The organism is Azoarcus sp. PA01, from assembly GCA_001274695.2.
Taxonomy (GTDB): Bacteria; Pseudomonadota; Gammaproteobacteria; order Burkholderiales; family Rhodocyclaceae; genus Aromatoleum.
Genome location: LARU01000004.1, coordinates 947,359 through 960,278, shown reverse-complemented (window position 1 = coordinate 960,278; position 12,920 = coordinate 947,359). Strand labels below are relative to the sequence as shown.

Annotated in this window: 10 protein-coding genes and 1 tRNA gene; 8 read left to right on the top strand and 3 right to left on the bottom strand. The window is 61.6% G+C overall.

Annotation, left to right across the window (positions count from 1 at the left end; translation table 11 throughout):
• Nucleotides 1–87: 87 nt before the first annotated feature.
• Genes PA01_16620 through PA01_16610 form a run of 3 tightly spaced genes read right to left on the bottom strand, consistent with a single transcriptional unit; the run spans nt 88 to nt 4,868 of the window.
• Nucleotides 88–1,626, bottom strand: coding sequence for a SpoVR family protein (locus PA01_16620; protein KON80047.1), 1,539 nt, complete (start codon nt 1,624–1,626; stop codon nt 88–90).
• Nucleotides 1,623–2,891 (bottom strand): YeaH/YhbH family protein, encoded by a 1,269-nt coding sequence (locus PA01_16615; GenBank protein ID KON80046.1) that lies wholly within the window; start codon nt 2,889–2,891, stop codon nt 1,623–1,625. Before PA01_16615 ends, PA01_16620 begins: the two co-directional genes overlap by 4 nt.
• Nucleotides 2,892–2,945: 54 nt before the next feature.
• The gene (locus PA01_16610) at nt 2,946–4,868 is read right to left on the bottom strand and encodes a PrkA family serine protein kinase (GenBank protein KON80045.1); all 1,923 of its coding nucleotides are present in this window, start codon (nt 4,866–4,868) and stop codon (nt 2,946–2,948) included.
• A 350-nt stretch (nt 4,869–5,218) separates the two neighbouring features.
• Here PA01_16610 and tig point away from each other — a divergent pair, with 350 nt between their 5' ends.
• The 8 genes from tig (at nt 5,219) to PA01_16570 (ending at nt 12,878) form a co-directional block, all read left to right on the top strand.
• The gene (gene tig, locus PA01_16605) at nt 5,219–6,523 is read left to right on the top strand and encodes a trigger factor (GenBank protein KON80044.1); all 1,305 of its coding nucleotides are present in this window, start codon (nt 5,219–5,221) and stop codon (nt 6,521–6,523) included.
• A 19-nt stretch (nt 6,524–6,542) separates the two neighbouring features.
• Complete coding sequence (gene clpP, locus PA01_16600; protein ID KON80043.1) at nt 6,543–7,181, top strand: ATP-dependent Clp endopeptidase proteolytic subunit ClpP; 639 nt, start codon at nt 6,543–6,545, stop codon at nt 7,179–7,181.
• 17 nt (nt 7,182–7,198) lie between these two features.
• Nucleotides 7,199–8,467, top strand: a complete 1,269-nt coding sequence (gene clpX, locus PA01_16595; protein KON80042.1) for an ATP-dependent Clp protease ATP-binding subunit ClpX — start codon at nt 7,199–7,201, stop codon at nt 8,465–8,467.
• A gap of 87 nt (nt 8,468–8,554) precedes the next feature.
• The gene (gene lon, locus PA01_16590) at nt 8,555–10,981 is read left to right on the top strand and encodes an endopeptidase La (GenBank protein ID KON80041.1); all 2,427 of its coding nucleotides are present in this window, start codon (nt 8,555–8,557) and stop codon (nt 10,979–10,981) included.
• Between the two features lie 169 nt (nt 10,982–11,150).
• Nucleotides 11,151–11,226, top strand: a tRNA-Val gene (locus PA01_16585).
• 145 nt (nt 11,227–11,371) lie between these two features.
• Nucleotides 11,372–11,611, top strand: coding sequence for a hypothetical protein (locus tag PA01_19170; protein KON80040.2), 240 nt, complete (start codon nt 11,372–11,374; stop codon nt 11,609–11,611).
• 119 nt (nt 11,612–11,730) lie between these two features.
• Entirely contained in the window at nt 11,731–12,330 is a 600-nt protein-coding gene (locus tag PA01_16575) for a DUF937 domain-containing protein (protein KON80039.1), read from the top strand.
• Nucleotides 12,330–12,878, top strand: coding sequence for a DUF3617 domain-containing protein (locus PA01_16570; protein ID KON80038.1), 549 nt, complete (start codon nt 12,330–12,332; stop codon nt 12,876–12,878). The genes PA01_16575 and PA01_16570 overlap by 1 nt, the downstream gene beginning before the upstream one ends.
• Nucleotides 12,879–12,920: the final 42 nt, after the last annotated feature.

Here is a 12,920-nt window from a genome sequence, read left to right as displayed (position 1 = left end):
GGGTGATTCCTGCGATATCGGAAAGGGTCGGCAGGCCGTGCGTGCGGCCGCCTGCGCTCCTCGCAGCGACGCGTGCCGCTGCGTCGGTCAGTTGTCCGGATGACCGCGGCGCTTCTCGATTCTCGTCTCCTGCACCAGTTCGACAGTACCGTCCTCGTGCTGCGTCTCGAGACGCACGGTGAACCCCCATAGCCGCGCCATGTGCTTCATGACTTCGTCAAGCGTGCCGCCAAGCGGCCGGCGCCGGTATTCCTGATGGCGCAGCGTCAGCGAGCGGTCGCCGCGCAGATCGACGTTCCAGACCTGGATGTTCGGCTCGCGGCTGCCGAGGTTGTACTGGTCGGACAGGATCTCGCGCACGCGACGGTAACCGCGGTCGTCGTGTATCGCGGACACCCTGAGCTTGGACTCGTGCTCGTCGTCGAGAATCGCAAACAGCCGCAGATCGCGAATCACTTTCGGTGACAGGTACTGGGCAACGAAGCTCTCATCCTTGAAGTTCTTCATCGCGAAATCGAAAGTCTCGTGCCAGTCGCTGCCGGCGATGTCCGGGAACCACGCTCGATCCTCCTCCGTCGGCGATTCACAGATGCGGCGGATGTCCTGCCACATCATGAAACCGAGCGCGTAAGGGTTGATGCCGTTGTACCAGCGCTCGTTGTACGCGGGCTGATATACGACGTTGGTGTGCGACTGGAGGAATTCGAGCATGAAGCTGTCGGCCAGCAAGCCCTCGTCATAGAGCCGGTTGAGGAGCGTGTAGTGCCAGAAGCACGCCCAGCCTTCGTTCATCACCTGCGTCTGGCGTTGAGGAAAGAAGTACTGCGCGATCTTGCGCACGATGCGCACGATCTCGCGCTGCCACGGTTCGAGGAGCGGCGCATGCTTCTCGACGAAATACAGCAGGTTCTCCTCGGGTTCGGGCGGGAAGCGGGGCCGCGAGGCCCGGCCGGGCTTGGCGTCATGAAGCGGCAACGTCCGCCACAATTCGTTCACCTGGCTCTGCAGATATTCGGTGCGTTCGCTTTGGCGCAGCTTCTCCTTCGCCAGCGAGAGCTTCGGCGGGCGCTTGTAGCGGTCCACCCCCAGGTTCATCAGCGCGTGGCACGAATCGAGCAGCAACTCGACTTCTTCCTCGCCGTGGCGCTCCTCGCATTCGGCAATGTAGTGCCGCGCGAAGATCAGGTAGTCGACGATCGCGTCGGCGTTGGTCCAGGTGCGGAAGAGGTAATTGCCCTTGAAGAAGCTGTTGTGGCCGTAAGCCGCGTGGGCGATCACCAGCGCCTGCATCGTCAGCGTGTTTTCCTCCATGAGGTACGCGATGCAGGGGTTGGAGTTGATGACGATCTCGTAGGCGAGCCCCATCTGGCCGCGCCGATAGCCTTTCTCCGTCGTCAGGAAGTGCTTGCCGAACGACCAGTGGTGATAGTTCACCGGCATGCCCACCGACGCATAGGCGTCCATCATCTGCTCGGCGGTGATCAGCTCGATCTGCGGCGGATAGACGTCGAGGCCGAATTCGCCGGCGACCCGTGCGATTTCAGTGTGGTAGGTGTCGATCGCCTCGAACGTCCATTCCGACGTCGCGGTCAGCTGCTGGAGTTTTTTCACGGCGGCACGTTTCATACGAGCGTCTTCTTGAACAGTTCGCGGAATACCGGATAGATATCGGCCGGCGCTTCGATTCTCTGCATGGCGAAGTTCTTGTGTGCCCCCATCAGCTTCTCGTATTCGCGCCAGAGATTCTGGGGTTCGCCGGGCGTGATCTCGATGTACGCGAAGTACTGGCAGTACGGCAGGATTTGGGCATCGAGCAGTTCGCGGCAGATCGGCGAATCGTTGTCCCAGTTGTCCCCGTCGGAAGCCTGGGCGCCGTAGATGTTCCAGTTGCCGCGCGCATACCGCGAGGCGATGACTTCGTGCATCAGCTTGAGTGCGCTCGACACGACCGTGCCGCCCGACTCGCGCGAGTGAAAGAACTCATCCTCGTCGACTTCCTTCGCGATCGTGTGGTGGCGGATGAACACCACCTCGATGTGCTCGTAGGTGCGATTGAGGAACAGATAGAGCAGCATGAAGAAGCGCTTTGCGGTCGCTTTCTTCTCTTCGTCCATCGATCCGGAGACATCCATCACGCAGAACATCACCGCCTGCGTCGTCGGCTTCGGCACCTTGATGCGGTTGTTGTAGCGCAGGTCGAAGCTGTCGATGAACGGAATCGCCTCGATCTTCGCCCGCACCCGCGCGATTTCCTCCCGCAGCGCGATCGCTTCCGGGCTGTCTTCGCCGCAGGCTTCGGTGACGTCGTCGAGTTCTTTCTGCAGCTCCCGCAGTCGCACCGTGAACGGCGAGCCGAGCGCCAGCCGGCGCCCGAGCGCGCCGCGCATCGAGCGGATGATGTTGATGTTCGCCGGCGTCCCGTCGGCGGTGAAGCCGGCCCGCTGGGTCTTGTAGTCGGTGATCTTCGCAAGCTGCGTGCGGATCAGGTTCGGCAACGCGAGGTCGTCGAAAAAAATGTCGAGGAACTCCTCGCGCGACAGGTGGAAGACGAAGTCGTCCTCGCCTTCGCCCTCGTTGCTGGCCTTGCCCTGGCCGCGACCTCCGCCGCCGCCCGAGGGCGGACGGTTGATCAGGTCGCCGCTCGAGAACTGGTCGTTACCCGAAAAGACCTGCTCCCATACGCCGCCGCGACCGTGCTGGAATTGCGGTTCGCTCAGATCCTTCGACGGGATCGATATCTGTTCGCCGTTGTCGAGATCGCGGATCGAACGATCCTGGATCGCATCGCTGACCGCGCGGCGAATCTGCTGCTTGAAGCGACGCATGAAGCGCTGGCGATTGACCGCGCTTTTCTTCTTGCTGTCAAACCGTCGATCGATGATGCGGGTCATGGGTTCCTCCCGTGTTGGACTCCGCCCGCCGCCGCGCGCCGGGCGGAACGTCGCTTACGACGACTTGCGGACCCGCAGATACCACTCGCACAGCAGCCGAACCTGCTTCTCGGTATAGCCTTTTTCGATCATCCGGTTGACGAAGTCCTGGTGCTTCTTCTGCTCGTCGCCGCTCGCCTTCGCGTTGAAGCTGATGACCGGCAGCAGTTCCTCGGTATTCGAGAACATCTTCTTCTCGATGACCGCGCGCAGCTTCTCGTAGCTCGTCCAGCTCGGATTCTTGCCGTCGTTCTTGGCCCGCGCACGCAGCACGAAGTTGACCACCTCGTTGCGGAAATCCTTCGGATTGCTAATGCCGGCCGGCTTCTCGATCTTCTCGAGCTCGTCGTTGAGCGCCGAACGGTCGAGGATCTCGCCGGTATTCGGATCGCGGAATTCCTGGTCCTGGATCCAGAAGTCGGCGTAGGTCACGTAGCGGTCGAAGATGTTCTGGCCGTACTCGGAATAGCTCTCGAGATAGGCGGTCTGGATCTCCTTGCCGATGAACTCGGCGTAGCGCGGGGCGAGGAACTCCTTGATGAAGCCCATGTAGCGGGCTTCGACTTCGGGCGGGTACTGCTCCTGTTCGATCTGCTGTTCCAGTACATACATCAGGTGCACCGGGTTGGCGGCGACTTCGCGGTGGTCGAAGTTGAACACCTTCGACAGCGCCTTGAACGCGAACCGTGTGGACAATCCCGTCATTCCCTCGTCCACGCCGGCGTAGTCGCGGTATTCCTGGTAGCTCTTCGCCTTCGGGTCGGTGTCCTTGAGGTTCTCGCCATCGTACACCCGCATCTTCGAATAGATGCTCGAGTTCTCGGGCTCCTTGAGCCGCGACAGCGTCGCGAACTGCGCCATCATCCGCAGCGTGTCGGGCGCGCATGGCGCGTCTGCGAGCGAACTCTCGGTCAGCAGCTTCTCGTAGATGTGTATCTCGTCCGACACGCGCAGGCAGTACGGCACTTTCACCGTGTAGATGCGGTCGAGGAACGCTTCGTTGTTGCGGTTGTTCTTGAACGCGACCCACTCCGATTCATTTGAGTGCGCCATCACGATGCCGTCGAACGGGATCGCCCCGAAGCCTTCGGTGCCCTTGTAGTTGCCTTCCTGCGTCGCGGTCAAGAGCGGATGCAGCACCTTGATCGGCGCCTTGAACATCTCGACGAATTCGAGCAGGCCGCGGTTGGCGAGGCACAGGCCACCCGAATAACTGTACGCGTCCGGGTCGTCCTGCGAATATTCCTCGAGCTTGCGAATGTCGATTTTTCCGACGAGTGAAGAAATGTCCTGATTGTTCTCGTCGCCGGGTTCGGTCTTCGCGACCGCGATCTGTTTGAGGACCGACGGGCGCAGCTTGACGACGCGAAAACGGGTGATGTCGCCACCGAACTCGTGCAGACGCTTCACGGCCCACGGACTCATGATCGTATTCACATAGCGGCTCGGGATGCCGAAGTCGTCTTCGAGCAGGCGGCCGTCCTCGTTCAGGTCGAACAGGCCGAGCGGCGACTCGTGCACCGGCGAGCCCTTGATCGCGTAGAACGGCACTTTCTCGATCAGCGACTTCAGTTTTTCGGCAAGCGACGACTTGCCGCCGCCGACCGGGCCGAGCAGGTAAAGGATCTGCTTCTTCTCTTCCAGACCCTGCGCCGCATGGCGGAAGTAGGAAACGATATGCTCGATGACCTCTTCCATGCCGTAAAAGTCACGGAAGGCCGGGTACAGCTTGAGCATCTTGTTGGAAAAGATGCGCGACAGTCGCGGATCGACGCGGGTGTCCACCAGTTCGGGTTCCCCGATGGCCATCAGCATCCGTTCCGCGGAGGTGGCATATGCCGAGCGGTCCGACTTGCACAGCTCGAGATACTCCTGGATCGACATCTCTTCTTCGCGGGCTGCCTCGAATCGCGCCTGGTAGGCATTGAAGATGGTCATCTGGATATCTCCCTTCATGATCGAATCAGTTGAAACACAGAGCGGCAAACACGCTCTTCGACGTTTGGCGAACGACCCGGCACCCTCGGCCCGGCGCGTCTCCAGCCCCTGCCGTCACCCGTGAGAGGCACCTGGACGCAGCAAGTTCCATGCAATGTGCACCGTGCCGGGAAAGATTCCTCGTGGCATTTTGCCGCCGAAAGCCGGCTGGAAGGAAGCTCCGGAGGCTGTGTTAGAATTGAATTTTTACTCCTAATCTGCCTGTTGAACTCACCTTGATCGGCATCGCGCCGCTTGCTGGTCGGGAGTCGATTTTCAGGGCAAACTTTGACTCGTCAGGGATCACTTTAATGCAGACCAACCAGGAAACGCAGGGCGCGCTCGAGCGCCGCATCGACATGTCCGTGCCCATGGCCGAGATCGACAAGGAAGTCGATTCCCGGTTGAAGCGGATGGCCCGCACCGTGAAGATGCCGGGTTTCCGGCCGGGCAAGGTCCCGATGAAGATCGTCGCGCAAACCTACGGCTCGCAGGCGCGTTCCGAAGCGATCGGCGCGGCAGTGGAAAAAGCTTTCGGCGACAAGGTGCGGGAACAGAATTTGCGCGTCGCCGGCTACCCGCGGATCGAGCCGCGCGAAGCGGCCGCCGAGGGGGCGCTGGAATTCAGCGCAGTGTTCGAAGTCTATCCCCAGGTGCCGCTGGGCGACTTGTCGGGGCAGAAAGTCGAGCGGCCGGTGCTGACGGTGGGCGACGCCGAAGTCGACAAGACGATCGAAGTGCTGCGCAAGCAGCGCACGACCTTCGAGGCCGTGGATCGGCCCGCCCAAGACGGCGATCGGGTGGTGATCGACTTCGCGGGACGCAAGGACGGGGAGCTCTTCGAAGGCGGGAAGGCGGAGGATTTCCCGTTCGTGATCGGCGCCGGTTCGATGCTCAAGGATTTCGAGAGCGCCGTGCTGGGTCTCAAGGTCGGGGAAACGAAGACTTTTGAAATGACGTTCCCGGAGGACTATCACGCAGCGGAGCTTGCCGGACAGAAAGTGGAGTTCGAGATCACGGTGAAAGGCGTCGAAGCGCCGGTCCTGCCCGCCGTGGATGCGGATCTCGCCCGCGCGCTCGGCGTGGCCGACGGTGATGTGACGAAGCTGCGTGACGAAGTCCGGGCGAACCTGGAGCGCGAAGTGAAACGTCGCATCCAGGGGAAGGTCAAGGAACAGGTGATGGAGGCGCTGCTGGTAGCGAATCCGATCGAGGTGCCGAAAGCGCTGGTCGAGGCCGAGTCGAGGCAGCTCGCCGAGAACGCGAAGCGCGACCTCGAGATGCGCGGCATGAAGACCAAGGACATTCCGGTGGAGCCGTCATGGTTTGCCGACCAGGCGGTTCGCCGCGTCAAGCTCGGTCTCATCATGGCAGAGCTGGTGAACGCGAAGGAACTGTACGCGAAACCGGAGCAGGTTCGCGCGATGATCGACGAGATGGCGCAAAGTTACGAGGATCCCGCGGAACTGGTGCGCTGGTACTACGCTCAACCCGAACGTCTGGGTCAGGCCGAAGCGGTCGTGATCGAGGACAACGTTGTTGCGTGGGTGGTGTCCCAGACTCAAACTGAAGACAAGCCGGTGAGTTTCGACGAATTGATGGGTAACGCGGCCTGATGCCGCAAGGGGCATAGCGATGAACAGTGCAGCGCCACAGGGAAGCAGCAACTGGGATCCGGTCGGCCTCGGACTGGTCCCGATGGTGGTCGAACAAAGCGGTCGGGGCGAGCGCGCTTACGACATCTACTCGCGTCTGCTGAAGGAACGGGTGATCTTTCTGGTTGGTCCGGTCAACGACGTGACCGCGAACCTGATCGTGGCGCAACTCCTGTTCCTCGAATCCGAGAATCCGGACAAGGATGTCTATTTCTACATCAATTCGCCGGGCGGCTCGGTGTCGTCGGGCATGGCGATCTACGACACGATGCAGTTCATCAAGCCGAGCGTGAGCACCTTGTGCATCGGCCAGGCGGCGAGCATGGGTTCGTTCCTGCTCGCGGCCGGCGAAAAAGGCAAGCGCTTCTGCCTGCCCAATTCGCGCGTGATGATCCACCAGCCGCTCGGTGGATTCCAGGGGCAGGCTTCCGACATCGAAATCCACGCCCGCGAAATCCTCGGCATCCGCGCGAAACTGAACGAGATGCTGGCCAAGCATACCGGCCAGCCGATCGAGCAGATCGAGAAGGATACCGACCGCGACCGGTTCATGTCGGCTGCCGATGCCGTGGAGTACGGTATCGTCGACAAGGTGCTGACCAATCGCGCCGACAGTTGATATAAGAGAGGAAGACCATGACGGATAAGAAGGCGGGTGGCGAAAAGCTGCTGTACTGCTCGTTTTGCGGGAAGAGCCAGCATGAGGTTCGCAAACTCATTGCGGGGCCGTCGGTCTTTATCTGCGACGAGTGCATCGAACTGTGCAACGACATCATCCGCGACGAGATTGCCGAGACCGTCGACGCGGAAGGGGCGCGCACGACGTTGCCGACCCCGCAGGAAATCTGCGAGATCCTCAACCAGTATGTGATCGGACAGACCCAGGCCAAGCGCAACCTGTCGGTCGCCGTATATAACCACTACAAGCGCCTGCGCCACCTCTCCGGCCGCAAGGAAGAGGTCGAGTTGTCGAAGAGCAACATCTTGCTGATCGGTCCGACCGGTTCGGGCAAGACGCTGCTCGCGCAGACGCTGGCGCGCCTGCTCAATGTGCCTTTCGTCATGGCCGATGCGACGACGCTCACCGAAGCCGGTTACGTCGGCGAGGACGTCGAGAACATCATCCAGAAGTTGCTGCAGAAATGCGACTACGACGTCGACAAGGCGCAGCACGGCATCGTCTATATCGACGAAATCGACAAGATTTCGCGCAAGTCGGACAACCCGTCGATCACGCGGGACGTTTCCGGCGAAGGCGTGCAGCAGGCGCTGCTGAAGCTGATCGAAGGCACGGTCGCGTCGATTCCGCCGCAGGGCGGGCGCAAGCATCCGAACCAGGATTTCATCCAGATCGACACGACGAACATCCTGTTCATCTGCGGCGGCGCGTTCGACGGCCTTGAAAAAGTCATCCGCAACCGCACCGAAAAGATCGGCATCGGTTTCGGCGCCGAGGTCAAGAGTCGCGAGGGAAAGAACGTCTCGGAGTCGTTCCGTCAGGTCGAACCCGAGGATCTCATCAAGTTCGGTCTGATCCCGGAATTCGTCGGTCGGTTGCCGGTTGTCGCGACCTTGCAGGAACTTGACGAAGAAGCGCTGATCCAGATTCTGGTGGAGCCGAAAAACGCGCTCGTCAAACAGTACCAGAAGCTTTTTTCGATGGAAGGCGTCGACCTCGAGATCCGTCCCGCAGCGCTTCATGCGGTCGCTCGCAAGGCGATTCGGCGCAAGACCGGGGCACGTGGCCTGCGCTCGATTCTCGAGTCCGCGTTGCTCGATATCATGTATGACCTGCCCACGCTGGAAGGGGTGGAAAAGGTGGTGGTGGATGAAGGCACCATCGAAGAGGGCGCCCAGCCCCTTCTGATGTATGCCGAGCAGCCGAAGGTTTCGGGCTCGAACTAGCCCGGACCAATCGGTCGCGCGCCGCTTGATTTTTCCCGGTCGGGCCCCCATGTGGGCTCGACACGTCCCATCGAGGTAACAACAATCATGTCAGGCCCGCTCGACCTCCCCAACGAACAAATGGAACTGCCGCTTCTGCCGTTGCGCGACGTGGTGGTGTTTCCCCATATGGTGATCCCGCTCTTTGTCGGGCGTCCGAAGTCGATCAAGGCTCTCGAGAACGCGATGGAAGCGGGCAAGGGCATCTTGCTGGTGGCGCAGAAGTCGGCTGCCAAGGACGAGCCGTCGGCCGAAGACCTGTACGAAATCGGCTGCATCGCGAACATCCTGCAGATGCTCAAGCTTCCGGATGGCACGATCAAGGTGCTCGTGGAAGGCGTGCAGCGCGGCCGCGTCGATTCGGTCGAAGACCAGCGCAGTGTATTCGTCGCGAAAGTTACGCCGGTGCCGGTGCCCGAAACCGACACCAACGAACTCGAGGCGATGCGCAGGGCGATCGTCGCGCAGTTCGACCAGTACGTGAAACTCAACAAGAAGATCCCCCCGGAGATCCTCGCGTCGCTCGCGGGCATTGAGGATCCGGGCCGGCTCGCCGACACGATCGCAGCGCATCTGCCGCTCAAGCTCGAGCAGAAGCAGGAAGTGCTGGAAATGTTCGGCGCGGGCGAACGACTCGAGCGCCTGCTGACGCAGCTCGAAACCGAACTCGACATCCTGCAGGTCGAAAAGCGCATCCGCGGCCGCGTCAAGCGCCAGATGGAGAAGAGTCAACGCGAGTACTACCTGAACGAGCAGGTCAAGGCGATCCAGAAAGAACTCGGCGAAGGCGAGGAAGGCGCCGATCTCGAGGAGATGGACCGCAAGATCAAGTCCGCCGGCATGCCGAAAGATGCGCTCGCGAAGGCGCAGGCGGAGTTCAAGAAGCTGCGCCTGATGTCACCGATGTCCGCCGAAGCGACGGTGGTGCGCAATTACATCGAGACGCTGATCGGGTTGCCGTGGAAGAAGAAATCGCGCGTCAGTCGCGACCTCGCCGAAGCCGAAAAGATACTCGACAAGGATCACTACGGTCTCGAGCGGGTCAAGGAACGCATCCTCGAGTACCTCGCAGTCCAGCAGCGCGTCGACAAGGTCAAGGCGCCGATCCTGTGCCTCGTCGGCGCTCCGGGCGTCGGCAAGACGTCGCTCGGCCAGTCGATCGCGAAAGCGACGAACCGCAAGTTCGTGCGCATGGCGCTCGGTGGCGTGCGCGACGAGGCCGAAATCCGCGGCCATCGCCGCACTTACATCGGTTCGATGCCCGGCAAGATCCTGCAGAACATGCAGAAAGTCGGCGTCAAGAACCCGCTGTTCCTGCTCGACGAGGTCGACAAGCTCGGTCAGGACTTCCGGGGCGACCCGAGTTCCGCGCTGCTCGAAGTGCTCGATCCGGAGCAGAACCACACGTTCCAGGATCATTACATCGAGGTGGATTTCGATCTGTCCGACGTGATGTTCGTCGCGACCGCGAATACGTTGAACATTCCCCCCGCGCTGCTCGACCGGATGGAGGTGATCCGCCTGTCCGGCTATACCGAGGACGAAAAAGTCAATATCGCGCAGCGTTACCTGCTGCCGAAGCAGATGAAGAACAACGGCCTCAAGCGCGACGAGCTGTCCGTGACCGAAGAGGCGTTGCGCGACGTGTGCCGGTATTACACGCGCGAGGCAGGGGTGCGCAGCTTGGAACGCGAAATCTCCAAGATATGCCGCAAGGTCGTGAAATCGCTGGTGTTGCGCAAGCGCGCAAGCAAGATCATCGTCAATGCGCGCAATCTCGACAAGTATCTCGGCGTGCGCCGCTACTCCTTCGGCATGGCGGAAAAGGAAAACCAGGTCGGGCAGGTGACCGGCCTGGCATGGACGGAAGTGGGTGGAGAATTGCTGACCGTCGAAGCGGTGGTGTTGCCCGGCAAGGGCAAGGTCGTGACGACCGGCAAGCTCGGCGAAGTGATGCAGGAGTCGATCCAGGCCGCGTTGTCGGTGGTGCGCAAGCGTGCTCGCTCGCTCGGCGTTCATGAAGACTTCTATCAGAAGAGCGACATTCACATCCATTTGCCGGAAGGCGCAATTCCGAAGGACGGGCCTTCCGCCGGTACGGCGATCTGCACGGCCCTCGTGTCGGTGCTGACCGGCATTCCGGTGCGCTGCGATGTCGCGATGACGGGCGAGATCACGCTGCGCGGTGAAGTCCTGCCGATCGGGGGCTTGAAGGAAAAGTTGCTCGCAGCGGTTCGCGGGGGCATCCGGGTGGCGCTGATTCCTGAGGAAAACGTCAAGGATCTGGCCGAGATCCCGGAGAACATCAAGAATACGCTCGAACTGATCCCGGTACGGTGGATCGACCAGGTGCTCGAGCACGCCCTCGAGCGACAGCCGCAACCGCTGACCGAAGCCGAACTCGCGCAGGAAACGGCGGCGGTAGCGGAGCCGGCTGAAGGCGTGGCGGGCAAAAGCGGCGCCAGAGCCCACTGAGCGCTCTCTCGCCGTTTCCCTCGCACCGAAGACGCGGCGCAGCCTGATTTTCATGCTGCGTCGCGGTCGTCCTCGCCTTGTCCGCATGCCAAGGGACCAAGGCGAAATCGCACTGGCAAAGCGGCGAAGGATGGTTTACAGTTCCCCGCTTCTTCGAGTCTGCTGCTACGGGTGCTTAGCTCAGTTGGTAGAGCGCCGCCCTTACAAGGCGGATGTCGGCGGTTCGAGCCCGTCAGCACCTACCAGATACGAATAACAACCAGTGTCACGCAGTACCATAACCCGCACGGCTCAAGGCTTTGCGGGTTTTTTGTTGTGTCAGCCGGCGAAGTCCTGCCTCTTATTGGTGCATTCATCTTCGGTTCAGGCGACAAAATCTGGACTCGGCCCATGTTTACAGCTATCGGCTCTGTCATGAAACGTCACGCCGCAACTTCGATGCTGCTTTTTTCAACGCTGCTTGTTGCGCCTCCTTTGGCCCTGGCCGACATCGAATCGGGCCGCCCCGAACTTCCCGCGGAGCGTCCCGTCGCGCCCGCCGAGGAGAAGTTTCATCAGGACTGTGCGAGATGCGGTGAGCGAATCTCGCGGCTCATCGCTGCCGGACGCGAGGAGTGGCACTATCATTAACATGCGTGCGGCCTCGAGCAGGCAGCGCAGCGGCTTCTTCGCTCACAACCAGAGTCCCGTGCAGCGCGGTTTTTTCCGACGCCGACCGGCTGCCTCCCCATCCCTACAGGAGCAAGCACATGCAGATCACGGACATCCTTGCGCAGACAGGCGGGCTGCAGTCGCTCGCGCGCGAACTGGGCCTCAGCGAGACGCAGGCGGCGAAGGGCGCCGAGGCGCTCGTCCCGGCGATTCTTGGCGGGTTCAAGAAGCAGGCGCTGCAACAGCCTGCCGGTGTCGCAGGACTCGATGGGCTGCTCGGACAACTCGGCGGCGGGGCGCTTTTCGACCAGGTGCTGGCGCCGCAACCCACGGACGTGAGCCGCGGCGACAACGTGCTCGGCGAGATATTCGGCTCGAAGGACGTAAGTCGTGCGGTCGCGCAGAACGCGTCCGACCGGTCGGGCCTCGATCCCTCCCTGTTGAAGAAGATGCTGCCGATGCTTGCAATGCTCGTCGCAGGCTACCTGGCGAAACAGCGGGGCGCCGGCGACGTGGGGAACTCCTCTCCGATCGGCGGCGGGCTCGGGGGCCTGGGAGGTCTGTTCGGTGACCGGACGGGAGCCGCCGGCGACGCCTCTGGCCGCGCTGCTCCGGGACTCGCTTCGATGCTCGACCTGGACGGCGACGGCAACATGCTCGACGACATCGTGCGGATGGCCGGCAAGGTGATGCGCTGATGAGCAGGACACGTTCGCTGATTCTCGGTCTTTCGGCGCTCGGCATGAGTGCGGCAGGATATGCAGCCGATATTCGGCCCGGGTTGTGGGAATTTCGCTCGACGCGGATGAACATCGGCGGTCTGCCCGACATGTCGTCGCAGATGGCGCAGATGCAGCAGCATCTGAAGAGCCTTCCTCCGGACATGCGGCGCATCATCGAGCAGCAGATGACCGAACGCGGCGTGACGCTGGGTCAGGATGGCGCGGTGCGCAGCTGCATCTCGCCGGAACAGGCGAGGGAGGACAACATCTACTCCGGCAAGATCGAGGGCAGCTGCACGTTGGGCAACGTGACAAAGACCGGCGACCGCGTGACGGGACAGCTGACCTGCACGCAGCCGCAAGCAACGGGCGATTTTGCGGCGCGGGTCAGCAGTCCGGAACACTTCACGACGCGCGTCAATATGAAGTCGGCGCACGGCAACATGCAGATGGAAACGGAAGCGCGCTGGCTTTCCGCACACTGCGAGGTTTCACAACGCGCCGTGCCGCCGACGGCACGATAAGGTCAGGCGGCAGGCACAGGAGTTGCCGGCGAAGGAATCGGG